Origin of the sequence: Brevibacterium sediminis (genome assembly GCF_024895295.1) — a bacterium.
In the GTDB taxonomy this organism is placed as follows: Bacteria; Actinomycetota; Actinomycetes; order Actinomycetales; family Brevibacteriaceae; genus Brevibacterium; species Brevibacterium sediminis.
This window is the reverse complement of sequence record NZ_JAHQRN010000010.1, coordinates 27495-53366: the sequence shown is the minus strand read 5'-3', so window position 1 is coordinate 53366 and position 25872 is coordinate 27495. Positions and strand designations below refer to the sequence as shown.

The following is a 25872-nucleotide window of genomic DNA, read 5'->3' as shown; positions in this document are numbered from 1 at the left end:
TCGGAGCCGCCTCGGCGAAGGTGTCGTCCTGGTGATCAGCGCTCTGCGCGGTAGCGGTCGACGGCACGGCGGAGGCGCTGCAGGCCGTCGTCGATGCGGTCGGGGGCGGCCGAGGCGAAGCACAGGCGCAACGCGTTCGAGAAGTTCCCGGCCGGTGAGAACGCAGGACCGGGAATGTAGGCCACACCTTCCTCGAGTGCGGTGGTCATGAGGTCTTCGGTGTTGATGGATTCGTCCTCGAAGGTCACCCACAGGAAGAATCCGCCGTCGGGATCGGTGGCTCGGATCTCTCCGGGGAAGAGTCTCTCCAACCCTTCCGACATCGCAATCTTCCGCTCGCGGTAGGCCTTGCGCAAGACCTCGACGTGGGAGTCGGCGCCGCCTTCGGCCAGCCACCGGGCGATGAGGTGCTGGTTGGGGACGGGGGCGCAGGAGTCCATCGTCTGTTTGGCGTTGACGGCGAGCTCGCGGACCTCGGGATCGACGTCGATCCAGCCGACTCGCAGACCCGGGGCGACGAATTTCGAGAACGTGCGCACCCCGAAGATGAGGGGATCGTTCGGGCTGAGGTCGCTCAGCGCGGGCAGGGACTGACCTTCGAAGCGCAGCATTCCGTACGGGTTGTCCTCGATGATGACCGACCGGTGGCGGTGGGCGAACTCGAGGAGGCGCTCGCGACGCGGCAGCGACATGGTCACGCCAGCGGGGTTCTGGAAGGTCGGGACGGTGTAGATGACCTTCGGGGCGCGCCCGGTGCGCTGTGTGCGCTCCTCGAGGACGTCGATCTGCATGCCTTCTTCGTCGACGGGGATCTCGAGGATCTCCGCCTCATAGCTCATGGCCGTCGCCGAACCGTTCGTATAGGTCGGCGACTCACAGGCGACGAGGTCACCGGGGGTGACGAAGAGTTTGAACCCGAGATCGAGTCCCTGCATGCCGCCGGAGGTGATGAGGAGACGGTCGCGGTTCCCCTGCTGTTCGGGCGGGATCTGTTCGGTGGCGGCGAGGTAGTCGTGGAGGGCTTCGATGAGGATGGGCTCGCCCTTCGTCTCCCCGTAGGTGAAGTTCTCCGGGGAGAAGACGTCCGAGGCGATGCGGGCGAAGTCCGCGGCCGGGAGCATGTCCGGTGCCGGCGCACCCATGCCGAACTTGACGATGTCATGGTGATATTGGGCGAGCACCGTGGTGGAGGCATCGATGACGGATCCGACGAGCTGATCGCGGCGGCGGGCGTAGGGCAGCGCGGGGGACTGCGATTGGTTCTCGGGCTGGTTCTGCGAAGCACTCGTGGCCGGATGCATTGACGTGGTGGACATGAGCGACCTCCTCTGAGCGGTGATGCCCTGAAGTCGACGGCTCCGGCGACAATGCCAAGGCTCCTGCCCGAACGACGGTGTACGTGGGTCACTTCAGCATAGGGGTGGGGGACGTGGCGGACAAGGATGCTGATCCCCTGCGATTTCGGGCGAGTCGTCGATCAGGTCGGTCCTCCCTCGCCGAGGCGGCTCTACAGTGGGGACATGACAGGCAACGGAGTCGACGCCAACAGCACTTTCGCCATGCGAGAGGCCGACCTGGCCGCACAGTTCACAGCGTTCATCGACGAACACCGACAGCATCTGCTCGGGACCCTCGACGACCTGAGCGAAGACGAAGCGAGGCGATCCCTGGTACCGAGCAGAACCCGCCTGCTGTCTCTGCTCAAACATGCGGTGTTCGTCGAAACAGTCTGGTTCGGTGAAGCAGTCACCGGCCGGAGCCGGGTCGACTACGGGCTGCCTCACGACTCAAAAGACTCCTTCCTCCTCGACTCCTCGGACACGATCGCCAGCGTCTCGGCTGACTACCAGGCCGCCGTGGAGCGCTCGCATTCGGCGATTGAGGGAATGGATCTCGACACCGTGCTCACCGGCCATCGGGCCGGACCGATGCCGCTGCGATGGGTGCTCCTCCACGTTCTGCGGGAGCTCGCCCAACATTGCGGGCACGCGGACATCCTGCGCGAGCAGATCCTCGCTGAACGGGGGAGACGCGGCGGCTGGTCCGGGATCGCGCGCTAGGGAAGGGCCTCCTCGGCGGGTCGGCGGGCGGTGCGTGACGGCGGGGCCGCCTCGGCGATCTGATGCTCCCGAGTGAGTACGGTCCTGTGGGCGAGCGCCGCGGCCGACATCGTCTGCGCGGATCAGCCCTGAGTATGATGTCAGCCCCGGCGGCGCGGAACTACCATGGCCGACATGAGCAATCGATCGATCCGGACCGAGGGCCACCGCCCGGAGCCGCAGCAGCGCACCCCCGACCGCGTCGACCGCATCCGTCGCACCCTCACCGCTCATCCTTGGATCGTCGACTCGCTGCTCTGGACTCTGCCGATCACCTATCTGACCGTCGTCTTCACCTCCTCTCAGGCCGAGCGGAGCGAGATCGCCCTGGTGCCCGTGGCTGTGCAGGTCGGCATCGTTCTGCTCCAGACGCTGCCGCTGGGGCTGCGGCGCACTGCCCCGCTGCTGAGCTCCTCGCTCATCGCCGTCGGCTGCCTGCTGACCGTGCTCACGATGATGGGACCGACCTTCGGCATCGTCGCCGTTCCGATCACCGTGTATTCGACGACGGCGTGGGGGACACGCAATCACGGTCGCACCGTGCTCGTCCTGGGCCTCCTCGGCGCACTCTTCCTGGGCGGGTGGCTCTACCTCGTCTCCCTGCAGGCGACGATCGGGGTGAACCCGCGACCCTTGACATTCGGTGAGTACGTGCTGCTGGTCGTCGTCGTGGCACTGTGTGCGTCGATCGTGCTCACCGCCTGGCTGTTGGGCGGAGTCGGATTCCGTCGCCGCCGCGAGATCGAGGGCATCCGCGAGCGCAACCGCCTGCTGGAACGCGAACGCGAATCCGAGACCCGGCTGGCCGCCGATGCCGAACGCATGCGCATCGCCCGCGAAATGCATGATGTCATCGCTCATTCCCTGTCCGTCGTCATCGCTCAGGCCGACGGAGGTCGCTATGCGGCGAAGACCGATCCGGCCGTCGCGGTCGGAGCCCTTGAGACCATCGCACAGACCGGACGGGAAGCCTTGGCACAGACGCGGTCGCTGCTCGGCTTCCTCCGCGCCGAGGAGGACGATGAGCGCTCTTCGTCGCCGCTGCCCGGCGTCGCGGACATCGCCTCCCTCATCGCCGATGTGCGATCGGCGGGGCTTCCGGTCTCGGTGACCGAACTGGATGAGGTCGACCGCGGCCGCTTGGCCGAAGGAGCGTCGCTCGCCGTCTACCGCATCGTTCAGGAAGCGCTGACTAATGTGCTCAAGCATGCCGGGGACGGTGCTCGGGCACATGTCGAGCTGCTGGCTGAGGACGCGGAGCTCGTCGCCCGCATCAGCGACAACGGAACCGGACACACGACAGGGCGAGGGAGCGGAGAGACGGACGGCCACGGAGCCGACGACCCGGCTCGGGCTGCGACCCACGGCCGTGGCTACGGCATCGTCGGCATGCAGGAACGCGCCGCGCTCTACGGCGGCACGCTCATGGCCCGGCCGATCCGTTCGACCGGAGTGAAGGACCGGTCCGAAGGGCACACAGATGCGAAGCTCGGGTTCTCTTCCGGTGCGGTCATGGGAAGCGCTTTCGGAACAACGACGGGATTCCTCGTTGAGGCCAGGTTGCCGCTGTCCGCTCCCGTGCCCAGTCCCGAATCCGATTCCGGGCTCACCCCGGGCGCCGGCCCTCATGATTCGTCCGATCATGGGGAGAATGGGTCTGCCGGACCCCGGCAGATCGCCGCAACAGGACAGACCGCCGAGGCGGGAGAGAGTCAGTCCGCCGAAGTCGAGGAGAGCAGCCGATGAGCGCCGATGGCGAGGCGACCGTGCACGGTCGGACTGATGCTCGGGAGAGCGGACCGCTTCGCATCGTGCTCGTCGATGATCAGGCCCTCGTGAGGGCGGGCTTCGCCATGGTCATCGACTCCCAACCGGACCTCACCGTCGTCGGACAGGCCGGCGACGGTGCGGCAGGTCTCGACATCGTCAGGCAGGACGAACCCGATGTCGTGCTCATGGACGTTCGGATGCCGCGTATCGACGGTATCGAAGCGACCCAGCGGATCCTTGCTCTCGCCGACGAGGGGACGATCCGTCCCCCGAAGATCATCGTGCTGACCACCTTCGACGATGACGACTACGCCCTGCGCGCGCTGCGCGCCGGTGCGTCAGGCTTCCTTCTCAAAGACACCCTGCCCGAGGTGCTCCTCGAGTCGATCCGCACGATCGTCGACGGTGGCGCCGTCATCGCTCCCACCACCACCAAACGACTGCTCGAGACACGGCTCCTGCCCCACCTCGGCGCGGGGGATCCGCCCCATTCGGACCCGAGATCGGCGGCCTCGGGAACCGATGCGACATCGGCCGGGGGCTTTGCGCCCACCCCACCCGGCGACGGTGAGCCTGCATCATCCGAGGTCAGCGCCTCTGCACTGAGCGAACAGGGGATGCAGAGCAACGATGGCGCGGATGCGTCCGGGCGGGCCGGTGCGAGCCGTCTCGATGCGGCCGATATGCGTCGGTTGGAGTCACTGACCCAGCGCGAGACCGAGGTCCTCGTTCTCATCGCCACCGGTCTGAGCAACACCGAGATCGGCGAACGGCTCTTTCTCGCCCAGCCGACCGTGAAGACCCACGTCGGTCGGATCCTCATGAAGCTCGAGGCTCGTGATCGTGTGCAGGCCGTCGTGTTCGCCTACGAAGCCGGTCTCGTCGGGCCCGGTCACTGAGCCGGAAGCACCTCGCACGCGCCCGGGGGTCGACCGTTCGAGTCCGGTTCATCGTCGGCGAGCAGGGTCGCTCAAGGGAATCCGAGATCATCCTCAGGTATGACGGTCGGGCCACGGCCGCCTCGGCGCTCTGCGGCGAAGACCATCCTCAGGTCCGATGTGGGAAGGTGGGCCCGGCGACGAAGCTGGAGGCATGAACACATCAGCGACATACACCGATGCCCATCCTTCCCCGACCTCATCCCCGACCCCCGCGCAAGGGTCGACTCGGGGCCAGGGTTCGAGCCCCGCGCCGAGGCTGGCCATCCAAGCCATCGGACTGCGCAAGACCTACGGAAAAGGGGACGCGCAGGTCAGGCCGCTCGACGACCTCAGCCTCGACATCGAAGCCGAACGCTTCACCGCCATCATGGGGCCGTCCGGCTCAGGCAAATCGACGCTGCTCAACATGCTCGCCGGCCTCGACACCCCGGACTCGGGAGAGGTCTTCATCGGACGCACGGCGATCTCACGGCTGAACGACCGCAAGCTCACGGCGCTGCGCCGCGACCGCATCGGCTTCGTCTTCCAGTCCTTCAACCTCGTGCCCGCGATGAGCGCCGAAGAGAACATCCTGCTGCCCTCGCAGCTGTCGGGTCAGAAGACCGATCGCCGCATCTTCGATCGCATGGTCGACCTGCTCGGTCTGCGCGAGCGCCTGGGCCACCGGCCCCACGAGCTCTCCGGCGGACAGCAGCAGAGAGTCGCCGTTGCCCGCGCACTCGTCGCCCAGCCCGATGTGCTCGTCGCCGACGAGCCCACCGGCAACCTCGACTCGAACTCCGGTGAAGAGGTCCTGAACATCCTGCGCGCCTCGGTCGATGAACTCGGTCAGACCGTCGTCATGGTCACCCACGATCCCCGAGCCGCAGCCCGCGCCGACCGCGTCGTCCTGCTCGCCGACGGACGACTGGCCGGTGAGCTCGCCCAACCGGACCCGGAATCCGTGGCCACCGCCCTGATGAATGTCACGGCAAGCTCGGCGGCTTCGGGAGCTGCATCTGCCGGCGGTTCGGCCGGGCCCGGGTCGGCAACCGCAACCGCGCCGACGGGCGGAGGTGCCCGATGATCCGCATCGCCTGGTCCAACCTCCGTAGCGCCTCCGGGCGTCTGAGTGCGGCGATGATCGCGATCGCCGTGTCAGTGGCCTTCATCGTCGCGGCGCTCCTGTTCTCCCAGGCCTTCGGCGACACCCTGCGCAACCAGGTCCAAGCCGAATGGGCCGGCGCCGACGTCGCGATCACCGCGGACGAACCCGACGATCCGGCCGCAGCCGATGAGGCGTCCCCGCTCACCGAATCCATGCGCCAGACCGCGGCCGAGGTCGACGGGGTCCAATCCGCCCAGCTCACCCAGTCCGCCTTCGTCGCCGTTGAGGCCGGAACCACCTCGGTGACGGGGTCGGCCACGAACCTCCCACAGGGACAGGTCGACACCGTGGACGGCTCCGTCCCGGACTCGGATGATGAACTCATGCTCCGCGAAGCCGATGCGAAGACCCTTGGGGTCGGCGTCGGTGACACCATCACTCTCGGCGAATTCGACGGGCCGGGACATTCCGCCGCCGACGGCCCGAGCTACACCGTCTCGGGCATCATGCCCGGCTCCTCCTCGGCGGGGATGAACCTCTACCTCACCGACGACGGGCTGGCCACGGCTCCGGGCGAGCTCGTGCCCGACTCCATCCGCGTCGTCGCCGACGATGGGAGCGATCGCGCAGGGCTCGCCGAGGCGGTCGAATCCGCTCTTGCCGACTCCGGCGCCGACGTGTCGGTCCGGACCGTCGACCAGGTCGTCGAGGAGCAGATCGAGTCGCTGTCGAAGACCTCCGACATGCTCTCGACCATCGGCATCGCCTTCGGCCTGCTGGCCGCGGGAGTCGCGGCACTCGTCATCTCGAATACGTTCAACGTCCTCGTCGCCTCCCGCACCCGCGTGCTCGCGCTCTTCCGCGCAATCGGTGCCTCACGCAGGCAGGTGCGCGGTGCCGCGGTGGTGGAGAGCCTCAGCCTCGGGATCGTCGGCTCCGTGCTGGGCGTCGGACTCGGCCTCCTCATCGGATGGGGACTCTCAACCGTGGTCCGAGCGTTCTGGATGCCGGAATTCGCCCAGATGTCGCCGTCCGTCCCGGCGTTCGTCGTCGGGCCCGTCGTCGGTATCCTCGTCACCCTCGCGGCAGGGCTGATCCCCGCGATCCGCGCCTCCAGGGTGTCCCCGATCGAAGCACTGCGCCCGGTCGATGTGCCTGCGGCTGCCCCGCGCATCCGGTGGGTGCGACTGAGCCTGTCGCTTGTGCTCGGCATCGGCGGAATCGCGCTGTGCCTGCTCGGGACCACGAGCCAGTCCGTGCTGTTCGGCATCGTCGGCTGCTTCGCGCTCTTCGTCGCTCTCCTCGTCGGTGCGAAGGTCTTCGTGCCGCCATTGGTGGCGCTGTTCGCCGCCGCAGTCGGCCTCCTCACCCGGCGCTCGCCGGCGGTGAAGCTGGCCGGACGGTCGGCGAGCACAGCGGGAGGACGCACCGCCTCGACAACAGGTGCCCTTCTCATCGGAATCACCCTCGTCACAGCCGTGGTCGTCGGTTCCTCGAGCCTGCAGCGAACCCTCGAACTCGCCACCGCCGAGGACACCCCGGTCGACCTCGTGGTCTCCACGGCAGGGCAGGACGGTGCCGACGACGCGAAGATCGCCTCCGTGCTCGATGATTCGCCGATCGTCGAGGAACGCGAGAACGTTCCGGCGCCCATCGCCTCGGTGAGCGTCGACGGGACCGACGGCTCCGGTGATGTGGCGATCACCAGCGCCGAGGCGGCCGCCGACTCCCCGGTCCTGCGCAGTGAGGGGTACGACGTCGATGAGGGCACGATCCTCCTCGACCCGACGACGGTGGGACTCGACGAGGAGGATTCTGATGTCGACGGTCAGAGCGCGACCGTCCGCCTCGGCGATCAGAATCTCGATCTGACGATCGAGACCTCCTACGACGTCCCCGCGGGGACGGCCCTGGTCAGCGGTGCCGACGCGAAGACCCTCGAAGGGCCTGGCGGCAGTGCAGCCGGCGACACGGCTACCGAACAGACGTGGGCGAAGATCGCCGATGACGCATCGAGCTCGCAGATCGAGGCCCTGACCTCCGAACTCGACGCCGTCGGTGCCTCAGCCGATGCGACTGCGGCACAGTATCGGGCGGATTTCGCCTCGATATTCCAGGTCGCTCTGAGCGTGGTGCTCGGACTGCTGGCGGCCGCGGTGGTCATCGCCGTGATCGGAGTGAGCAACACACTCACGCTCTCGGTCATCGAACGACGCCGAGAGGGTGCCCTGCTGCGGGCGCTGGGATTCACCCGAGCTGCGATGTCGCGGATGATCACGATCGAATCGCTGCTCATGACGGTCATCGCACTCATCGTCGGAGCCGGGGTCGGGACGTTCTTCGGCTGGGTCGGAACGGCATCGATCATGCCTGCCTCGGCGAATCCGGTGCTGTCCGTGCCGTGGGCGCAGGTCGGACTGATCGGCGTCGCCGCAGTGCTCGCCGCCGTTCTCGCCTCGGCGATACCGGCGAGGTCGATGTCGCGGATCGCCCCGGCCAAGGGGATGAGCATGGAGTGAGACCGGGGGGCCGGTCTCGGTGCGGCCGCGGGTGGGAGCTTCGGGTCTCCTGTCCGCGGCCGCCTCGGTGAGGGAATGCTCCCGATGGCGGCTGTGTCGGTGTGACCCAGTAGACTTGGGGAGTAATGACATCCCCTTTTCACTTCGAGGTGAAGCACTCTCATGCCAGCAATCGTTGTCGTCGGCGCTCAGTGGGGCGACGAAGGTAAAGGTAAGACCACCGATATCCTCGGCACCAGCGTCGACTACGTGGTCAAGCCCAATGGTGGGAACAACGCCGGCCACACGGTTGTCGTCGGAGGGGAGAAGTACGAACTCAAGCTTCTGCCGGCGGGCATCCTCTCACCGAATGTCACCCCTGTCATCGGCAACGGCGTCGTCGTCAACCTCGAGGCGCTCTTCGAGGAGATCGACGCCCTCGAATCCCGTGGCGCGGACACGTCGAAGCTGCGGATCTCGGCGAATGCCCACCTCGTGGCTCCGTACCACCAGACGCTGGACAAGGTGACCGAGCGATTCCTCGGCAAGCGGGCCATCGGCACCACCGGCCGCGGCATCGGACCGGCCTACATGGACAAGATCGGGCGCTTGGGCATCCGCGTCCAGGACGTCTTCGACGAGTCCATCCTGCGTCAGAAGATCGAAGGATCGCTGCGGCAGAAGAACGAACTGCTCGTCAAGGTCTACAACCGTCGGGCGGTGTCGGTCGAAGAGATCGTCGAATACTTCGAACCCTTCATCGAACGCCTGCGCCCCTACGTCGCCGAGACCGAGCTCATGCTCAACGAGGCGCTCGACCGTGGCGAGGTCGTCGTCATGGAGGGTGGTCAGGCGACCATGCTCGACGTCGACCACGGCACGTACCCGTTCGTCACCTCGTCGAACCCGACTGCCGGCGGATCCTGCGTGGGCACCGGCATCGGCCCGACCCGAATCAACCGCGTCGTCGGCATCGTCAAGGCGTACACCACTCGTGTGGGCGCCGGACCATTCCCGACCGAACTGTTCGACGAGATGGGCGAATACCTGCAGAAGGCCGGTGGAGAATTCGGTGTCAATACCGGCCGTCCGCGCCGCTGCGGCTGGTACGACGCTGTCATCGCCCGCTACGCCGCTCGCACCAACGGCTTCACCGACTATGTGCTGACGAAGCTCGACGTGCTTACCGGCATCGACCGGATCCCCGTCTGTGTGGCCTACGAAGTCGATGGCGAGCGTCATGACGAAATGCCGGTGTCGCAGACCGAGTTCCACCATGCGAAGCCGATCTTCGAGTACTTCGACGGTTGGACCGAGGACATCACGAAGGCTCGGACCTTCGACGATCTGCCGGAGAACGCGCAGAAGTATGTGCTCGCACTCGAGGAGCGCTCGGGCTGCCGGATGTCGGTCATCGGCGTCGGCCCCGATCGCGAACAGTCGATCGTGCGTCACGACCTCCTGGACTGAGGTCTCAACAGAACTGAACAGTTGAGGGCGGGGCTGACAGACCATGTCGGCCCCGCCCTTCGCTGTCTGCCCGCCAGATGGGAACACAAGAGGAGGTGTCCAGGGTTCTCGTCTCATTCTCGCAGGATTCATTGAGGTTTGAGGGCGCCGGCGGGTAACGTGCCGGTCATGCTCCACTTCGGATTCCCAATGGCGAGAAAATCCTCCCTGAGACGCACTCTTCTGCGTATCGCTGCAGTGTCTGCGGGCCTTTCGCTCGCTGCGTCCACGACGGCATGTATGCCTGACATTCACAGAAACGATGGCTTCCCTCCGCCGCGGGTCACCGCGATCGCTGCAGGTTCCCCTGGCGGTGGCCTCGATCTGACGACCCGCATCACGAACGATGGTTTCGAAGCCGCTGGCATCGACACCTTCATGTCGATCGAGAACATGGGCGGCGGCGGAGGCAATCCGGCTCGTGCTGCCGTCCTCCAACGAGAGAATGACGGAACCTCGGTCGTCTTTGAGTCCAACCGAATCTTCCTCTCCAACGTCACAGGAACCACCGACATGTCCCTGGACGACTTCACTCCACTGGCTCAGCTGACAACCGACTATGAAGTGTGGATCGTGAAATCCGGGTCGAAGTACGACTCCGCAAAGACAGTGCTCGATGGCATCAAGAAGGATGCGGGTTCGGTCAACTTCGGAATCGGCACCGTTCCCAGCGACGACCAGCTCAACGTGCTTCGTCCTGCCAGCGAATACGGAGTCGACGACCTGTCCAAGATCAATCTTGTCGCGTTTTCCGATGGTGGCGATCTCAACAACGAACTGCTGGGCGGGCGTATCGATGTGGCGTCGACGGGAATGTCGGAAGCGATGGAGCTCGTCGACAGCGGTGACGTCGAAGTCATCGCAGTCTCGGCTCCTGAACCTGTCGATTCGGCACCAGGTGTTCCGACATGGCACGACCTCGGAATGGACATCACGATCAACCACTGGAGGGGAGTATTCGGTCCGAAGGATATGCCTGAGGATTCGGTCGACTGGTGGCGTGAATCATTGAAGAAAGCCGTGGAGACTGATGAGTTCGAAAAGCAGGCAGAGGCACTTGGGATCAACCCCGAATACGTCGCCGGTGACGAATGGCTCGACACAGTGATTCGCCCCGAACAAGAAGAATCGACCGAAGTGCTGGAGAAAGTGGGGTTGGTGAAATGAGCGCGGAGACAGACTCTGCTGCAACTCGACCGGCCGACGAACGACACCACGAATCTGGAAGTCGGACCACCTCGGCGATGGTTTCGAGCATTGTGCTCGGCTTCCTCGCGATCTTCTACCTCATCAATGCCTTTCTTCTGCCGGATGCAGCCGGAGAAGATGGAATCGGTCCGAAGACGTTCCCCCTGGTCGTTGGAATCGTCCTGTTCTGCGCAACCGCTCTCGGCATCATCGCGATACTGCGTGGAAGCGTCGACGTCAGGCCGGTCGAGGGGCAGGAGTTTCTGCGCGTCATCTGGTGTGTCTTCCTCTTCGGACTGTATGCGGCCTCGATCTTCCTCATCGGCTTCGTCGAAGCCTCAGCCATCTTCTCGATGTTGGTCTCGATGACGGTGTTCGGAATTCGCCTCAGCGTGGGACGAGCCGTTGGACTCTTCGTCATCAACATTGTGATTGCGATGGTTCTCTTCCTCGTGTTCGATGTCTGGCTCAACGTGCTTCTGCCTGTGGGCTGGCTGGAGTACCTGGTCTTCGGAGGTCTGCAGCTGTGAGCACTATCAACGATCTCCTCTCGTCTCTCGGCGGTATCGCGGCGTCACCGGTTCTGCTGTTGGTCATCCTGGGCGGCGTGGTGCTCGGAACTATCGCCGGTCTCCTGCCCGGCATCGGTCCGTCGACTGCCATTGCACTGCTGCTTCCGGTCGCGATCACGGTTCCGGCAGAGATATCTCTTCCACTCATGGTTTCCTTGTATCTCGGTGCAGAGTACGGCGGCAGGATCTCCGCGATCCTGCTGAACATCCCAGGCGATCCCGGCGCCATCATGACCACACTTGACGGGCACCCGATGGCACTGAAAGGCAAAGCGGCCACCGCACTTTCCATCTCTGCCATCGCATCATTCGTCGGCAGTGTGCTTGCGTTCCTGGGACTCGCCTTCATCGCGGGGCCGATGTCGGAACTCGGGTTGGCTTTCGGCCCCGGCGCCTATTTCGCAGTCGTCGTCATGGCGCTGGTGCTCAGCGCCACCCTCGTCGGTTCGGCACCGATGCTGGGACTGACAGCAGTCGCCATCGGGGTGGCTGTTTCGACCGTCGGCATCGAACTTCAGTCGGGGCTTCCTCGCTTCACTTTCGGCAGCTTCACCCTCTTGGAGGGGATCGACTCAATCGTCGCCATCATCGGTGTCTTCGGCGTCGGTGAGATCTTGGCAAGCACGACGATGGGCAAGGACTCCCAGGTGATGTCGAAGCTGTCGGGGCGTTTTCTTCCGACGAAATCTGACCTCAAACAGGCGACTTTTCCCAGCCTGCGAGGATCGGTCATCGGATTCGTCGCCGGTGTGCTTCCGGGCGCAGGAACAACGATCGCTGCCTTCTTCTCATATGGGTTGGAGAAGCGACTCGCTCCGGCATCTGCAGGTATGGGCAAGGGCGCCGTTCGCGGACTGGTCGCCCCGGAGTCCGCGAACAACGCTGCGGTGTCGGGTTCGATGGTGCCTCTGCTGACCTTGGGCATCCCGGGATCAGGCACGACAGCAGTGCTGCTCGCCTATCTGATGATGTACGGGCTCAACCCCGGCCCCGGTTTCTTCGATGCGAACCCAGAGCTCGGGTGGACGATCATCGGGGCGTTGCTATTCAGCGCTATCCTCGGCGTCGTCATCAACATCGGTGCGTCCCCACTGCTCGCGAAGATCCTGGCGATTCCGATGCCGTTCATGGCCCCGGTCATTCTCATCCTGGCGCTCATCTCCTGCTACAGCATCCACAACTCTGTAACTGACGTGTACATCGCTTTGGCATTCGGCGTGCTCGGGTATGTGATGAGGCTGGTCGGAATGGCGCCGGCACTCCTGGTCATCGGTCTCGTGCTGGGCGAGATGCTCGAGCGCAACCTGCAACAGGCTCTGGGTCTGACCGGTGGAGACTTCTGGGCGATCATCACTGACCCGCTGGCCATGGTGTTCCTCATCATCGCGGCGTTGGCTCTTGTGTCGGTGCTGCCGTGGAAGCGGATGACCGGGAAGAAGAGTGCTGAAAAGAGAGTCGATGTCTGAAGCGTTGAGCCCCAGTAGTTCTACTTCCGCAATCTGCTGATGGACTCAATGGCGCCGTCGTAGGCGGCGGCGATGTCGACGAGGTCGATCCTGTCCGGCAGATCCCCTGAGGGCTGATGGGTGAGGAGGAATTCCACGGTCGCGCGGACCGAGGCTTCGTCATTGCCCAAGACTCCGTCCGAGACCTCTTCGGCATCGTCGAACATCAGAACGATCTCGTCGGTTCCCGTCGCCGTGTGGATTCGGGCCAGGAACTCGCCCGTGTCCTGCATCTCGACGTCGATCTTCTCGCCAGCCATTTCGACCTCCCACTGCTCGGCCCACGCGGTTCGGTTCATCCGACGGCGCGGCCCAATCGACTGCGTCCATTCCTGCTCTTCAGCATAGACCTGACTTGCGACCCCTTGGGCAGACGTGCAGAAGCTGGCATCGTTGCAGGCAACACAGCTACGGAGGAGGATACGTCCAATGACTCAGAGCCGTCTGCAAGAGGCCGCTTATCAGGGCCCCGCGCTCGAGGTCGACAGAGACTTCTACTCACGGATCGGTGAAGACACCCAATCCTGGGACATCGTCGACGAGTTCACCATTCCCATCCGTTCCGGGCGGGCGTGGGACATCCCCGCCGGCCATGTCTGCCGCATCTCCACAGTCGACGGTCCGCAGGTCGGCGACCTCAACCTGTGGAATCGCCACGACCCCAGGGAACGGTTCTGGGCGGCACGGACCAGGCAGCTGCAGGCCGCCCACGTCTCCACCTTCGACCGCCTGTGGTCGACTCTGCCGTTTCTGCGGCCGATGGCCACCGTCGTCGGAGACACACTGTCCGATTACGGCACCGATCCGGAAGGCGGTCGGGTGCACGACACCTTGGGCACGCGATGCGACCCATACGTCTCGCAGATGTTGAGCGGCGTGGACTTCGACTACCACTGCCATTCGAACCTCGTCCGTGCGATCCTGCCGCACGGCCTCACCGAATTCGACGTCCACGATGTGCTCAACGTCTTCCAATGCACAGGGCTGAACGACAACGACGAATACTTCATGAAGACCTGTCCTGCACGACAAGGCGACCACTTCGAGTTCTTCGCCGAGCAGGACCTGCTTGCGGCCCTGTCCACCTGCCCCGGCGGAGATCTCTCCGCACCGATGTTCGGGGACGGTGCCGCAGACCCGGTGGAGAACTGCAACCCTTTGAAGGTCACGGTCTATCGACTCGCCGAGGACCTCCTCGGCGATTGGACCGAGCCGACCTCGCCGAACTATCGAGGAGCCCACGGACTCCGACCTCAGCTGTGGGCGTGAACTTGCGCCCAGAACGGAAGGACTCGTCATGGCATCGTCAATGCTCGTAGCCCGGTACGCCGACCGACTCGGACTCGACAGTTCGGAGGAGGTGCTGCGACGTCGGGCACACGGGACGACCGACGAAATCATCGACCTCATCGATGAGCTGCTGGCCGCCCACGTCCGGTCGATCTGCTTCGAGAACCTCGACGTCATCGTTGCACGCGCGGCAGGGGAGTCGCGGGGCATTCCCACTGACCTCGGCTCTCTGACGGCGAAGTTCTTGGACGCCGGTCGCGGCGGCTACTGTCACGAACACGCGACGCTCATCCGTGCCGTGCTCCGAGAGCTCGGGCTGAGTGCGCATCCGGTCCTCGCTCGCGTCCACCTCGGCGATGGGAGGACCGCGCCGGGAGGGCTGACGCATCAGGCGACGATCGTCGATCTCGGTGGTCGACGATTCCTCGTCGATCCTGGGTTCGGCGGTGGGACGCCGCAGGCTGCGCTCGCCCTCGATGCTGAGTCGACACCGCGGGTGACCGAGTACGGAGAGCACAGGCTGGTTCCGGCTGACACCGTGCTGGAGCCCCCAATGCGAGCGGAAGCCGAATGGGCGCTGCAGTCCCGGACCAATGCTGACCAGTCCTTCCGCACTGTCTATGCTTTCGCGGACGTCCCGCGAGAACAGACCGACCTCGAGGTGTCGAACTGGTTCACCGCGACGAAGCCAGGCACGCGCTTCACCGGCGCACCTGTGGTGGCCAGGACGCTCGGCAACGGCGGCAAGGTGTCGCTCGAGGGCCGCCAGCTGCGCAGCGTGCGACCCGGTGACGAGCTCGAACGCCTCGAGCGGACGGTGACCGACGCCGCTGACTTCGCCGGCGTTCTCCGCGAGGAGTTCGGTCTTAACCTCGACCGGGCTTTCACCGACCCGATCTGGGGCATCGTCCGGCGGTCCTGAACGGCCAAGCTGTTCGGCACTTCAGACTTGACAGGGTGGGACGAACCATCTGCGCCGACTATCACTGCGCTCCCGTCGCGAAATGTTCGCGACACTTGTTGGCGAAGAATTCCGAAGACCATCTACTCGCCGGTAATGTTATACGCCGCACAATTGGTGTGTAAAAATGCAGTCTTGGACAGCGAGAAATTCTTCAATTTCTCTTGTGAAGCGAATGTGGTGATGTGAGGCTGACAGGTACCTTCTATGAAAGAGGTCCAATTGGCGCTCAAAGATGCCTTTAGGAGTCCAGCAACGTCGCTGGATGACCAGATGGAAAGTTACGCAACGGAAAGGGTTCCCCGATCGCAAAGGTGGCCTGCCTTTGCAATCCTGCTGATATTGACCGGAAACGTCACTGCAATGTTCTGGTTTACTCTCGGTGGGCAAATCGGGTTCCTGGTTGGCTGGCCCCTGATGCTCATTCCGATCGGATACCTGGTGGTCGTATCGACTGTCCTCGGATCGCTGATCATGAGAATTGCGTCCAGGGAAGGTCTGAGCCTTGTGCTTCTGACTCGAGGTCTCGGATTCGGAGCGAAAGGTTCTGCCGTAGCCTCGTTCATCTACGGAATTAACTACATCTTCTACTTCATTTTTGAGGGAAGCATCGTTTCTCATGCATTGAGTCAATACTTCGGTGTGGGGCAGAACTCGGTTACCGCTAGCGTAATATTTGCTTTAGTCGGAGCTGCTGCGTTGTTCTTCGCTTGGCGAGGAATGCATTCCATGAACATTCTTCAGAGATTTGGGATGCCAATCTTCCTGATTCTGTTTGCTGCCGGCATTTTCATGCTCTCCCAGGGGCACGCACTGGTCGGCCCCGGCCAGTGGGAATCCCTGACGCCCAATGACCCGACCGTCATGTGGCAGGCTTTCTCACTTGTGAACGGACAGATCGTCTTCCAGGCCCTACTTGCGACCGACTATGGAAGGTTTTCGCGACCGCAGATCGGCTACAAAGGCACTGCCGGGATCATGTTCGGAGAAATGATCATGATCGCAGTAGTGCTGGTGCTTGGTTCCTTCCTTGCGTTCACCATCTACCCGAGCATCACCGAGGGTGACGCGGTGCTCTACTCGACGGATCCAGGTTTCGTATTCGCCCTCATTATGGGTCTACTTGGCGTGATTTTCGCTATCATCACTCAGATCAGAATCAACGTCATGAACCTTTACTCTGGCTCCCTAGCGTTCTCGAACACTTGGGACGCTTTTGCGAAGAAGCCGATTCGGCGGAATTGGTGGATGGTCGGTCTGCTGGCTCTTGGCATCGTCCTCTACCCGGTCAACGTCCTTCAGTACACCGACACCTTCTTGGCTGTAACCGGGATCATGACCAATACGTGGATCTTCATACTCCTGGCGGACTATTTCATCTGCCGAAAGGGCCTCAAGCTGGCACCTGCAGAAAAGATTGAGTACGACGAGCGTGTCATCCGGGATTGGAATCCTTGCGGGATGATTGCAATGGCGATTGCTGTGGCTCTAGGAGCCTGTGGACTCGCTGGCCTCTACCCGATCTATTACGCGTCATTCATTGCAATGATTTCAGGACCCATCATTCACGTTCTATTGACCGCTCTGACTAGGGGCAGATTCTATTCCCCGAAGACCTCACGCAGTAGTGACCAGGTTCTAGAAGGAGAAACCAATGCCAACTGACCAGCTGCATTTCGAGACTATCGAAGGGATCTCGAACCGAATTGCTCGGCGCGAACTCTCTTCGCGAGAAGTTGTTGAACATATGTTCACCCGCATCAGCGAAGTAGACCCAATCCTCGGCGCTTACTCATCGATCAATGCCGATTCTGCCCGAGCTGAAGCTGATCAGTTGGATCGCGACTACGTGGACGGCAGATGGCGAGGGCCGTTGCATGGAGTGCCCGTGGCTGTCAAAGATATCTACGGAGACGCGGGACGCCCATTCGAGATCGGGATGCCGAGTCGGCAAGGTCTCACCGCGCCGGTCACTGCAACCGTGGTGGACCGTCTTAGGGAAGCGGGCGCGGTCATCCTCGGTCGTGTTCACACCACTGAGGGTGTGTATGGCGAACATACGCTGCCTTTCGAACCTCCACGCAATCCCTGGGGGCTTGACCGGTGGGTTGGGGTCTCCTCGAGCGGTAGCGGATCCTCAACTGCAGGAGGACTGGCCATTGCTACTTTGGGGTCAGACACTGGCGGGTCGATCCGCATGCCATCTTCGGCAAATGGCGTGACGGGCCTGAAGCCCACCTGGGGCCGCTGCAGCCGCTATGGCGTCTTTGAACTTGCGGCCACCCTCGACCACGTTGGACCGATGGCACGATCGGCACGTGATGCGGGACTAATGCTGGACGCTATCGCCGGATTCGACCCAAAGGATCCGACTTCGTTATCAGCACCCGTGGACGACTTCGGTCTCCATGCCAGCCGGGATCTGAGTGGACTGAGGATCGGCGTCGACTATTCATGGGCGCTCACCGACGTGTCTCCCAGTGTTCATCGTAGCCTGCTGTCTGCCATCGACACTTTCGAAGCATTAGGTGCATTGATCGTTCCAATCAGCTTTCCAGATCCCGAGGAGATCAACGAAGACTGGTTTACCGTCTGCGGAGTCCAGACTGCTCGTGCGCATGGCGGATGGTTTGACTCCCATCTCGACCAGTACGGGGACGCACTCGCCGAGGTGATCCAGATTGGGCGGAACGTCACAGCAGTTGAATATCAAGATGTGCTTAGGAGGCGCGACGATTTCAAAGGCAATGTCGCGCATGTGCTTTCCACTGTCGACGCCATGCTGATCCCAGGGCTGCCCTATGAGGCGCCTCCGGCCGCAGAGATGATGAAGATGGGGGCCGACCAGCTGGCTGAGGTGCATCGCTACACCGTTCCGTTCACAATGAGTCAGATGCCGACTATTACGTTCCCGACCGGCTTTACTGAGGCCGAAGGACTTCCTGTGGCTGGACAATTAGTCGGCGGTGCTTTGAGCGAAAAGAAGCTGGTGAGAATCGCCGATGCGTTCCAGCAGGTGACCGATTTTCACCGGAAGCACCCTGAGGTCGGAAAAGGCCTCTAAGTAGCAATGCCGATTGAGCACTGCGGAGGAGGCCACGCGACTTTGCTGGTCTCCTCCGCCTGGTCATATGTAGGTGTATCTATTTTGCCTGCACCTGCGGGTCTACACTGGCGCCATGTCCGCGTCGCGCACTGACGAGCTCACCCGCCGGCCTCACCCGAGACTGCGACCGTTCGTGGGCGATTACGCCGGCTATGACATCTCGGGCGTCCCCGCGGGGACGCATCTCGGGCTACCCTCGGGAACGCTGACCTTCATCGTCTCGATCGACGAACCACTGTGCCAAGTCGACGCGGGCACCGGCAGCCGCGAACATTTCGATGTGCTGCTCGCCGGCCTCCACCTGCGCTCGACGCTCATCGCTCACCCGGGCACGATGTCCGGAATCCAGATCAACTTCAATCCGTCGGCTCCGCGCGCGTTCTTCGGAATCCCCGCCGCCGAGTTCGCCCACCACAGCGTCGACGTCGCTCGGGTCTCCCGGCCGCTGGCCGCGGAACTGCACGAGCGGGTCAACCTCGAGACCGAATGGCCAGCCCGCTTCGCCGCCATCGACGACGTGCTCATGCGCACGATCGATGATGCGAATCGTCCCCGCGCCGAGGTGACCGCCGCCTGGCATCGGATCACTGACAGTCATGGCGGTCTGCCCGTCTCCCTCATCGCCGACGACGTCGGATGGAGCCGACGCCATCTGGGCAGTCAGTTCCGGTCCGAATACGGGATCGGGCCGAAGGATGCCGCACGAATCGTCCGCTTCGATCGAGCGCGGCGACTCATCCCCGCCGGTCGGGGCAGTTTGGCGGAGATCGCTGTGAGCTGCGGTTATGCCGATCAAGCGCACCTCAACCGGGACTTCCGGGATTTCGTCGGTCTCAGCCCGAGCCAGTGGCTGGCCGCCGATGACGTGGCCCGGTCACGGACGGTTGGAACAGATTCGGCGGGGGTCGCCTCGGCGATGGGATGAACTGTTCCCATTTGTCCAAGACGTGGAGGGAGGTGCTCCGCGACGATGGAGTTCCATCTTCGACGAACTCAGGAGTGAACATGTCCGAGAATCATGCCAACGTCTGGCCCACCTTCCGCTACCGCGATGCCAAAGCTGCGATCGCATTTCTGCAGGAGGCGCTCGGCTTCGAAATCATCGCCGAGTACACGAACGCCGACGATCCGAACCGCGTCGATCACGCCGAATTGGCCTGGCCAGAGGGCGGGGGAGTGATGCTCGGGTCCGTCCGCGATGACGGCGGGGTCATGACGAAGACCGGAGTCGCCTCGGGGTCGGTGTATCTGGCCTCCGGCAACGTCCGCGAACTCCACGCGCGTGCGCTCGCCGCCGGTGCCACCGAGGTCATGGGACTGACCGAACAGGACTACGGGTCGCTCGACTTCGCCATCCAAGACCCCGAGGGTGTGCTGTGGTCGGTCGGGAGCTACCGTGGGGCGTCCGCGTAGGACCTGCTGCCCGGTCGTAGTCAGCTCCCGAGGACGGCGTCAGCGGCTATATTGAGCGTTTCGGTCTCCAGCTGAGCCAGCGAGTCCTCGGACGGCAGAGCACGTTCGAGGGCGAGGCCGTCGAGGATGGTGTTGAGGAAACGCGCCGACCGAGGGATGCTGCCGGCGTCGGTCAGGGCTCCTTCGTCGGCGAGGACCTGGAGCCAGACTTCGACACGGCGCTGTCCATCGCGCTGGATGGCCAAGTACGTCTCACGGACGTCGTCGGTCTGTTCGGCCGAGATGAAGCTTTCGGTGACGGTTGTCATCGCTGCCCGTGATTCGGCGCCGATCCCCGTCATGGACAGAACCTGACGGAGGCATTGGACTAAGCGGTCACGGGGCGGAACCGCAGTGTCGTGGATGTCTGCGCTCGGCAGATGCCAGTCGTAGATACGTCGCATGACTTCATCCCGAAGCAGCTGCTGGGTGGGGAAGTGGTGCCGCAGTGAACCAGTGCTCACGCCCACCCGGGAAGCGACCGTCCGCACGCTCAACCTGGCCGTCACTCCCTCTTCGGCGATGATGTCCGCCGCGGCGGCAAGGATGCGCTCTCGGGTGTCCTTGCGTTCGGTATCACTCATGCTTCGGTCGTCTCCACTTCTTGTGCTTCCGTGATCCTCTGTCACTGACCAATACACCGTGTTAGTCTACTCGTGTCCATTCCAACACGCTGTGTTGGTACTATGCCGAGTGCCGAGGGGGCACCCAGATGTTTCGACAGTGGAGGCGCCGTCGGGCGATCGAGCGGATCGAACCCGGTGACGGGAGGATTCTGCCGGCGTTCCGGTGGTGGCAGCTTCTCGGGCGCTCGCTGTTCCACCTCGAGCGGGTCGACGCCGAAGGTGGCCCCGTCAGCTATGCGATCGACGTCCGCCAATGGAGAACCGATGAGAACGGCTACCTCAAGGTCTTTCTTTATCGCAATGATCGGCAATATGCGGTCTCGCGTGTGCCCGCCGTCTTCCCTGTCGAGGGCGGCAATATCGAGGTCGCCGCGAGCAATTTCGGGCTGAAGCGCTGTCATTTCGTCTCCGCCGACGGGGCCGAGGAGCAGCTTCGGCCCAACGACCGATCCGCAGAGGGTCGCCGGGCACGGCTCGATGAGCATCGACCCCGCCTCAGTCGCGCCATGGGCGTCGTTTCAGCACTGGTGCTGCTGGTCGGGGTTGCGCTGCTGCTGCAGGAGATAGCCGTGCCGGTCCTGCGAATTCCGCCGATCGCAGAGCAGATCGGTCCGATCAAGCCTCTGTTCACTATGCCTCTGTGGGTCACAATCGGCATCGGCGTCGTGACAGCGTTGGCGAGTACCGAAAGGGCGCTGCGAATGCGCTATCGCTGGTGGCTCGATGCGGCGGGAAACTGACTGTCGTGCAGGAGTGGTCCTTCAGGGCCGCGCGGTTGTGGAAAATAGGGTTTCACCAGGTGATATAAGGGTTCAATTATCTGTTTCGCGAGCCTAACGTGGGCCTCGGAGCGGTGATCGCCGCCCCAACTCATTCGAAAGGAACTCGCACCATGAAGGCGATCGTATTCGAAGACTTCAAGACCTTTCCCACGCTCAAAGACGTCGAGAAGCCCACACCAGGACCAGGTGAAGTTCTGCTCAAGGTTGCCGGAGCAGGAGCCTGCCACTCAGACGTTGCCGTGTACAACGAATTCGAAGAGGGCGGCCCCGGAGCAGTGCCGCCGCCATTCATCCTCGGACACGAGAATTCGGGCTGGGTCGAAGACCTCGGCCCCGGAGTATCTGGATTCAACAAGGGTGACGCCTACCTCGTCTACGGCCCGATCGGCTGCGGCCGCTGCCGAGCATGTTCGCGTGGACAGGACACCTACTGTGAGAACGCCGCGACCAATCCCTACCTCGGCGTCGGGTTGGGGCGTGACGGCGGCATGGCCGAGTACGTCACGGTTCCCGCACGCAACCTCGTCCCGCTCGGCGACGCCGACCCTGTCGCCGCAGCACCGCTCTCCGACGCGGGGCTGACTCCCTATCACGCAATCAAGCACTCGCTGCCGAATCTTGCGGGAGGCGGACGCTACGCCCTGGTCATCGGTCTCGGCGGATTGGGCCAAATCGGCGTGCAGATCCTGATGGCCCTCACCGGTGCGACGGTCATCGCCACAGATATGAAGCCTGAGGCGATGGAGAAGGCCCAAGCAGCCGGGGCCATCACCGTGGGTGGAGGAGATGACCAGGTCGAACGAATCCGTGAGATCACCGGCGGCAAGGGCGTCGATGCCGCGTTCGACTTCGTCGGTGCCGCCTCGACAGTCAAGGTCGCCGCGCAGTCAATGGCCCGCATGGGCCGCTGTACAATCGTCGGCATTGCCGGGGGTGCGTATGAATGGTCGTTCTTCACCAATCCCTACGAGGCAACGCTGACGAACACCTACTGGGGAACGATTGAGGACCTCCACGAGGTCGTCGACATGTACCGGTCAGGTCAGATCAAGCCGGAAATTGAACGCTACAGCCTCGACGACGGTCTGGAAGCCTATCGCAAGCTGCAGGCAGGTGAGCTCTCCGGTCGAGCGGTCGTCGTTCCCCACGGCAACTGACCCTCACTCCACCCGCGCGTCGACGCCTTCGGCCCAGCGATAGGGCCGGGTGGCGAGCAGGGCGCCGACCGATCGGCGCAGACGCGAGACCTCTGCGCGGACGGTGACCACGTGGTCGCCGTCCCCGTAGAGGCGCTGGCTGAGGTCGGCGGCACTGATCCCAGCTGCCCCCGCCGAGGTGACCGCCGCCAGAATCTGTGCCCGCCGTGGCGTGAGCGGAACGACCAGAGGTTCGGTGCCGGAATGGATATCCAGAACGGGCGGATCTTGCTTCGTCCGCAGAGTCACCGAAGCTCGACGATCGCCGGTGGGCCGCAGCAGCCATCCACCGGTGATCTTCTCCGGCAGGCACAGACCGGCACCGGGGATGAGGATCGAACGGTCGGCGGCCGGCACCTCGATGCGGTCGCGGCTGCGTACTCCCTGCTGATACGCCACCCATCCTGCATCATCGACGACGAGGGCCGCACCGGACGTGCCGGCGAGCATCGCCGACATCCGATCGCGGAGTGTGTTCAGGGCTTCTTGCTGAGCGATCATCAGCCGGGCCTCGGCCAGACGCACCGCCGTCGTCACCAACGACTGCACCGCAGGATGAAGAGTCATCGCCGGGCCGCTGATGTCGACGACTCCCAAGAGGGTCCCGACATGCGGGTCGTGGACGGGCACGGCGCTGCAGTACCAAGGGTGTTGAGACGCCTCAAAATGTTCGGCGGAGAAGAGCTGGACGGGTGCCTCCTCGGTCAGCGCCGTGCCGATGGCGTTCGTGCCGACCTTGGCTTCGGACCAATGCGCTCCTTCGACGAATCCGAGCTCATCGGCTTGCCGTCTGGCGGAAGCCGCACCATCTCGCCACAGAATGACTCCATCGGCATCCGTGACGACGAGGATGAACGGCGCGGCGTCGGGAGCCCGTAACAGCACTGAGCGCATCTCATCGACGACCAGTCGCAACTGGGACTTCCGGCGTCGAGTCTCCAGTTCAGCCTCATCGGCGACGATCCGCGCATTCGCGCCATCCGGGTCCAGCCCCAAGCGCAGCATCCGATCCCACGAGCGCCTGACCAGCGCGCGCGGTTGCACCGGCGGCGAAGCCCCGGTGATCACAGCATCGTGAATGCGTGTCAGATCTCTTGCGAGATGCGCCAGATCCGGCTGAAGCATGCCTTGAGTATAAGACGGGAACGCACCCCTGACCATGGGGTCGAGGCGTCGGTGAGAATCCCGGCACGGCGTGGGCCATGCAATCCGATGCAACTCTTCCGAGCTGGGAGTGCCCGGCCTAGTTTGGAGTCACTGAACTCAATGAGGAGGAGTGACATGACGACGACGCTCGACCGTCCCCAGCTGACCGCCGACGGCATCGCGATGAGGTGGCTGCAGGACTTCGAATCGGCGCTCAGCCGCCGGGACATCCCTGCCGCAGCCGGACTGTTCGCCACCGACAGCTATTGGAGGGACCTCGTGTCCTTCACCTGGAATCTCAAAACGGTGGAGAACCCCGAGGGTGTCACCGACCTGCTCACACACAATCTCGACCGGGTCTCACCGGAGGAATTCGAACTCAGCGAACCGGCGGCAACCGCCGACGGAGTGACGGAAGCATGGTTCACCTTCACCACCTCGGTGGGGCGTGGCAAGGGACTCGTCCGCCTCGTCGATGAAGACGGCATCAAGGCCTGGACCGTGCTCACCTCGCTGCAGGAGATCACCGGACACGAAGAGCCGCGCGGCACCCGCCGGGTCAAAGGTGCCGAGCACGGCGTCGATCCCGAGCGGAAGAGCTGGTCGGAGAAGCTCGCCGAGGAGGACGCCGCCTGGGGCGCGACTGCCGACCCATACATCCTCGTCGTCGGTGGCGGACAGGGCGGGATCGCCCTCGGCGCTCGCCTCCGCCAACTCGGGGTGCCGTCCCTCGTCATCGACCGGTGGGAGCGGCCGGGTGATCAGTGGCGGTCGAGGTACAAGTCGCTGTGCTTGCATGACCCGGTCTGGTACGACCACCTTCCGTACCTGAAGTTCCCAGACAATTGGCCGGTCTTCGCACCGAAGGACAAGATCGCGGACTGGTTGGAGTTCTACACGAAGGTGATGGAGATTCCGTACTGGTCGTCGACCACAGCTGCCTCGGCGAAATACGACGAAACGGAAGGCCGGTGGACGGTCGAGGTCGACCGGAACGGGGAGAAGGTCACTCTGCGGCCGACCCATCTGGTGATGGCCACCGGCATGTCGGGCAAGCCGAGCATCCCCACGTTCCCGGGCTCGGACATCTTCAAAGGCGAGCAGCAGCACTCCTCGCAGCACCCGGGCCCCGACGCTTATGCGGGCAAGAAGGTCGTCGTCATCGGCAGCAACAACTCCGCCTTCGACATCTGCGGTGCTCTGTACGAGAACGGCGCCGATGTCACGATGGTGCAGCGATCGAGCACGCACATCGTCAAAAGCGACTCGCTCGTGGAGATCGCGATGGGCGACCTGTACTCCGAACGCGCGTTGGAGAACGGCGTGACGACGGAGAAGGCGGATCTCATCTTCGCGTCACTGCCGTACCGGATCATGCACGAGTTCCAGATCCCGCTCTACGACCAGATCAAGGAAGCAGATAAGGACTTCTACCAGCGGATGGAGGCCGCCGGGTTCGACCTCGACTTCGGCGACGACGAGTCTGGTCTGTTCCTCAAGTATCTGCGCCGCGGTTCGGGCTACTACATCGATGTCGGATCCGCCGAGCTCGTCGCCGACGGAAAAGTGAAGCTGGCCAAAGGGCAGGTCGACCACCTCGCCGAGGATGCCGTCGTCCTCTCCGATGGGACTGAGCTGCCGGCTGACCTCGTCGTCTACGCCACCGGCTATGGCTCGATGAACGGCTGGGTCGCGGACCTCGTCGACCAGGAGACCGCGGACAAGGTCGGCAAATGCTGGGGACTGGGGTCGGAGACGACGAAGGACCCGGGCCCGTGGGAAGGCGAGCAGCGCAATATGTGGAAGCCCACCCAGCAGGAGAACCTGTGGTTCATGGGCGGCAATCTGCACCAGGCCAGGCACTACTCGCTGTATCTGGCGCTGCAGCTCAAGGCCCGGCACGAAGGCATCGAGACTCCGGTGTACGGGCTGCAGGAAGTTCATCACCTGAGCTGAGCTCGGGGTGAATCCGGCTCTTTGAGGTCGAGTGGATGCTCATAGGTGGGCGAAATGGTCACGTTCTGTTACTCGGGACGTGACGATTTCGCCCACCCAAGGCATCTAGTAGGGAAGCGCATCTGCCGGGGGAGGTGCGCAGATCGTAGGAGAAGTTGCTCTAGGGGCCCAGGAGCCCAAGCCGCCCA

Annotated in this window: 22 protein-coding genes; 18 read left to right on the top strand and 4 right to left on the bottom strand. The window is 63.6% G+C overall.

The window, feature by feature from the left end:
- Window positions 1-35: 35 nt before the first annotated feature.
- Window positions 36-1316, bottom strand: coding sequence for an aminotransferase-like domain-containing protein (locus KTJ89_RS17880; RefSeq protein ID WP_259358778.1), 1281 nt, complete (start codon window positions 1314-1316; stop codon window positions 36-38).
- 204 nt (window positions 1317-1520) lie between these two features.
- On the opposite strand from KTJ89_RS17880, the gene KTJ89_RS17875 reads away from it, so the two are divergent.
- From KTJ89_RS17875 to KTJ89_RS17835, 9 genes are all read left to right on the top strand, one after another.
- Complete coding sequence (locus KTJ89_RS17875; protein ID WP_259358777.1) at window positions 1521-2060, top strand: DinB family protein; 540 nt, start codon at window positions 1521-1523, stop codon at window positions 2058-2060.
- 174 nt (window positions 2061-2234) lie between these two features.
- Window positions 2235-3845, top strand: coding sequence for a sensor histidine kinase (locus KTJ89_RS17870; RefSeq protein ID WP_259358776.1), 1611 nt, complete (start codon window positions 2235-2237; stop codon window positions 3843-3845).
- The gene (locus tag KTJ89_RS17865; protein WP_259358775.1) at window positions 3842-4768 is read left to right on the top strand and encodes a response regulator transcription factor; all 927 of its coding nucleotides are present in this window, start codon (window positions 3842-3844) and stop codon (window positions 4766-4768) included. Before KTJ89_RS17870 ends, KTJ89_RS17865 begins: the two co-directional genes overlap by 4 nt.
- 193 nt (window positions 4769-4961) lie before the next feature.
- Entirely contained in the window at window positions 4962-5876 is a 915-nt protein-coding gene (locus tag KTJ89_RS17860) for an ABC transporter ATP-binding protein (protein ID WP_259358774.1), read from the top strand.
- Window positions 5873-8416, top strand: a complete 2544-nt coding sequence (locus KTJ89_RS17855; protein WP_259358773.1) for an ABC transporter permease — start codon at window positions 5873-5875, stop codon at window positions 8414-8416. Before KTJ89_RS17860 ends, KTJ89_RS17855 begins: the two co-directional genes overlap by 4 nt.
- A 162-nt stretch (window positions 8417-8578) precedes the next feature.
- The gene (locus KTJ89_RS17850) at window positions 8579-9865 is read left to right on the top strand and encodes an adenylosuccinate synthase (protein WP_259358772.1); all 1287 of its coding nucleotides are present in this window, start codon (window positions 8579-8581) and stop codon (window positions 9863-9865) included.
- Window positions 9866-10144: 279 nt separating this feature from the next.
- Complete coding sequence (locus KTJ89_RS17845; RefSeq protein ID WP_259358771.1) at window positions 10145-11071, top strand: Bug family tripartite tricarboxylate transporter substrate binding protein; 927 nt, start codon at window positions 10145-10147, stop codon at window positions 11069-11071.
- Window positions 11068-11622 carry a tripartite tricarboxylate transporter TctB family protein gene (locus KTJ89_RS17840; RefSeq protein ID WP_259358770.1) on the top strand — a complete coding sequence of 185 codons (555 nt, stop codon included), beginning with the start codon at window positions 11068-11070 and terminating at the stop codon, window positions 11620-11622. Before KTJ89_RS17845 ends, KTJ89_RS17840 begins: the two co-directional genes overlap by 4 nt.
- Entirely contained in the window at window positions 11619-13130 is a 1512-nt protein-coding gene (locus KTJ89_RS17835) for a tripartite tricarboxylate transporter permease (protein WP_259358769.1), read from the top strand. The genes KTJ89_RS17840 and KTJ89_RS17835 overlap by 4 nt, the downstream gene beginning before the upstream one ends.
- Window positions 13131-13150: 20 nt before the next feature.
- Here the strand turns inward: KTJ89_RS17835 and KTJ89_RS17830 are convergent, their stop codons facing one another.
- Window positions 13151-13429, bottom strand: coding sequence for a hypothetical protein (locus KTJ89_RS17830; protein ID WP_259358768.1), 279 nt, complete (start codon window positions 13427-13429; stop codon window positions 13151-13153).
- A gap of 169 nt (window positions 13430-13598) precedes the next feature.
- Here KTJ89_RS17830 and KTJ89_RS17825 point away from each other — a divergent pair, with 169 nt between their 5' ends.
- From KTJ89_RS17825 to KTJ89_RS17800, 6 genes are all read left to right on the top strand, one after another.
- The gene (locus KTJ89_RS17825) at window positions 13599-14438 is read left to right on the top strand and encodes an urea carboxylase-associated family protein (RefSeq protein ID WP_259358767.1); all 840 of its coding nucleotides are present in this window, start codon (window positions 13599-13601) and stop codon (window positions 14436-14438) included.
- Between the two features lie 28 nt (window positions 14439-14466).
- Entirely contained in the window at window positions 14467-15381 is a 915-nt protein-coding gene (locus KTJ89_RS17820; protein WP_259358766.1) for an arylamine N-acetyltransferase family protein, read from the top strand.
- A gap of 246 nt (window positions 15382-15627) precedes the next feature.
- Window positions 15628-17085 carry a purine-cytosine permease family protein gene (locus tag KTJ89_RS17815; protein WP_259358765.1) on the top strand — a complete coding sequence of 486 codons (1458 nt, stop codon included), beginning with the start codon at window positions 15628-15630 and terminating at the stop codon, window positions 17083-17085.
- On the top strand, window positions 17075-18484 hold the full coding sequence (locus tag KTJ89_RS17810; protein WP_259358764.1) for an amidase: 1410 nt from the start codon (window positions 17075-17077) through the stop codon (window positions 18482-18484). The genes KTJ89_RS17815 and KTJ89_RS17810 overlap by 11 nt, the downstream gene beginning before the upstream one ends.
- A gap of 115 nt (window positions 18485-18599) precedes the next feature.
- Complete coding sequence (locus KTJ89_RS17805) at window positions 18600-19451, top strand: helix-turn-helix domain-containing protein (RefSeq protein WP_259358763.1); 852 nt, start codon at window positions 18600-18602, stop codon at window positions 19449-19451.
- An 80-nt stretch (window positions 19452-19531) separates the two neighbouring features.
- Window positions 19532-19939 carry a VOC family protein gene (locus KTJ89_RS17800; protein WP_259358762.1) on the top strand — a complete coding sequence of 136 codons (408 nt, stop codon included), beginning with the start codon at window positions 19532-19534 and terminating at the stop codon, window positions 19937-19939.
- Between the two features lie 20 nt (window positions 19940-19959).
- On the opposite strand, the gene KTJ89_RS17795 is transcribed toward KTJ89_RS17800, so the two are convergent.
- Window positions 19960-20562, bottom strand: coding sequence for a TetR/AcrR family transcriptional regulator (locus KTJ89_RS17795; protein WP_259358761.1), 603 nt, complete (start codon window positions 20560-20562; stop codon window positions 19960-19962).
- 128 nt (window positions 20563-20690) lie between these two features.
- Between KTJ89_RS17795 and KTJ89_RS17790 the strand changes: the two genes are divergently transcribed.
- Both KTJ89_RS17790 and KTJ89_RS17785 read left to right on the top strand, forming a co-directional pair.
- Window positions 20691-21344: a hypothetical protein gene (locus KTJ89_RS17790; RefSeq protein ID WP_259358760.1), complete on the top strand. Its 654-nt coding sequence runs from the start codon at window positions 20691-20693 to the stop codon at window positions 21342-21344.
- Window positions 21345-21496: 152 nt separating this feature from the next.
- The gene (locus tag KTJ89_RS17785) at window positions 21497-22543 is read left to right on the top strand and encodes an NAD(P)-dependent alcohol dehydrogenase (RefSeq protein ID WP_259358759.1); all 1047 of its coding nucleotides are present in this window, start codon (window positions 21497-21499) and stop codon (window positions 22541-22543) included.
- Between the two features lie 3 nt (window positions 22544-22546).
- On the opposite strand, the gene KTJ89_RS17780 is transcribed toward KTJ89_RS17785, so the two are convergent.
- On the bottom strand, window positions 22547-23707 hold the full coding sequence (locus KTJ89_RS17780; protein ID WP_259358758.1) for a GAF domain-containing protein: 1161 nt from the start codon (window positions 23705-23707) through the stop codon (window positions 22547-22549).
- A 156-nt stretch (window positions 23708-23863) separates the two neighbouring features.
- On the opposite strand from KTJ89_RS17780, the gene KTJ89_RS17775 reads away from it, so the two are divergent.
- Window positions 23864-25684 (top strand): flavin-containing monooxygenase, encoded by a 1821-nt coding sequence (locus KTJ89_RS17775; RefSeq protein WP_259358757.1) that lies wholly within the window; start codon window positions 23864-23866, stop codon window positions 25682-25684.
- The last annotated feature ends 188 nt before the right edge of the window (window positions 25685-25872 follow it).

What these genes read in the sequence shown, in the direction of transcription:
- KTJ89_RS17865 (WP_259358775.1), top strand. Translation starts at nt 3,842, where the DNA reads ATGAGCGCCGATGGCGAGGCGACCGTGCACGGTCGGACTGATGCTCGG.
- KTJ89_RS17785 (WP_259358759.1), top strand. Translation starts at nt 21,497, where the DNA reads ATGAAGGCGATCGTATTCGAAGACTTCAAGACCTTTCCCACGCTCAAA.
- KTJ89_RS17845 (WP_259358771.1), top strand. Translation starts at nt 10,145, where the DNA reads ATGCCTGACATTCACAGAAACGATGGCTTCCCTCCGCCGCGGGTCACC.
- KTJ89_RS17830 (WP_259358768.1), bottom strand. Translation starts at nt 13,429, where the DNA reads ATGGCTGGCGAGAAGATCGACGTCGAGATGCAGGACACGGGCGAGTTC.
- KTJ89_RS17880 (WP_259358778.1), bottom strand. Translation starts at nt 1,316, where the DNA reads ATGTCCACCACGTCAATGCATCCGGCCACGAGTGCTTCGCAGAACCAG.
- KTJ89_RS17875 (WP_259358777.1), top strand. Translation starts at nt 1,521, where the DNA reads ATGACAGGCAACGGAGTCGACGCCAACAGCACTTTCGCCATGCGAGAG.
- KTJ89_RS17815 (WP_259358765.1), top strand. Translation starts at nt 15,628, where the DNA reads ATGAAAGAGGTCCAATTGGCGCTCAAAGATGCCTTTAGGAGTCCAGCA.
- KTJ89_RS17825 (WP_259358767.1), top strand. Translation starts at nt 13,599, where the DNA reads ATGACTCAGAGCCGTCTGCAAGAGGCCGCTTATCAGGGCCCCGCGCTC.
- KTJ89_RS17780 (WP_259358758.1), bottom strand. Translation starts at nt 23,707, where the DNA reads ATGCTTCAGCCGGATCTGGCGCATCTCGCAAGAGATCTGACACGCATT.
- KTJ89_RS17795 (WP_259358761.1), bottom strand. Translation starts at nt 20,562, where the DNA reads ATGAGTGATACCGAACGCAAGGACACCCGAGAGCGCATCCTTGCCGCC.
- KTJ89_RS17870 (WP_259358776.1), top strand. Translation starts at nt 2,235, where the DNA reads ATGAGCAATCGATCGATCCGGACCGAGGGCCACCGCCCGGAGCCGCAG.
- KTJ89_RS17840 (WP_259358770.1), top strand. Translation starts at nt 11,068, where the DNA reads ATGAGCGCGGAGACAGACTCTGCTGCAACTCGACCGGCCGACGAACGA.
- KTJ89_RS17855 (WP_259358773.1), top strand. Translation starts at nt 5,873, where the DNA reads ATGATCCGCATCGCCTGGTCCAACCTCCGTAGCGCCTCCGGGCGTCTG.
- KTJ89_RS17850 (WP_259358772.1), top strand. Translation starts at nt 8,579, where the DNA reads ATGCCAGCAATCGTTGTCGTCGGCGCTCAGTGGGGCGACGAAGGTAAA.
- KTJ89_RS17820 (WP_259358766.1), top strand. Translation starts at nt 14,467, where the DNA reads ATGGCATCGTCAATGCTCGTAGCCCGGTACGCCGACCGACTCGGACTC.
- KTJ89_RS17775 (WP_259358757.1), top strand. Translation starts at nt 23,864, where the DNA reads ATGACGACGACGCTCGACCGTCCCCAGCTGACCGCCGACGGCATCGCG.
- KTJ89_RS17800 (WP_259358762.1), top strand. Translation starts at nt 19,532, where the DNA reads ATGTCCGAGAATCATGCCAACGTCTGGCCCACCTTCCGCTACCGCGAT.
- KTJ89_RS17810 (WP_259358764.1), top strand. Translation starts at nt 17,075, where the DNA reads ATGCCAACTGACCAGCTGCATTTCGAGACTATCGAAGGGATCTCGAAC.
- KTJ89_RS17860 (WP_259358774.1), top strand. Translation starts at nt 4,962, where the DNA reads ATGAACACATCAGCGACATACACCGATGCCCATCCTTCCCCGACCTCA.
- KTJ89_RS17790 (WP_259358760.1), top strand. Translation starts at nt 20,691, where the DNA reads ATGTTTCGACAGTGGAGGCGCCGTCGGGCGATCGAGCGGATCGAACCC.
- KTJ89_RS17805 (WP_259358763.1), top strand. Translation starts at nt 18,600, where the DNA reads ATGTCCGCGTCGCGCACTGACGAGCTCACCCGCCGGCCTCACCCGAGA.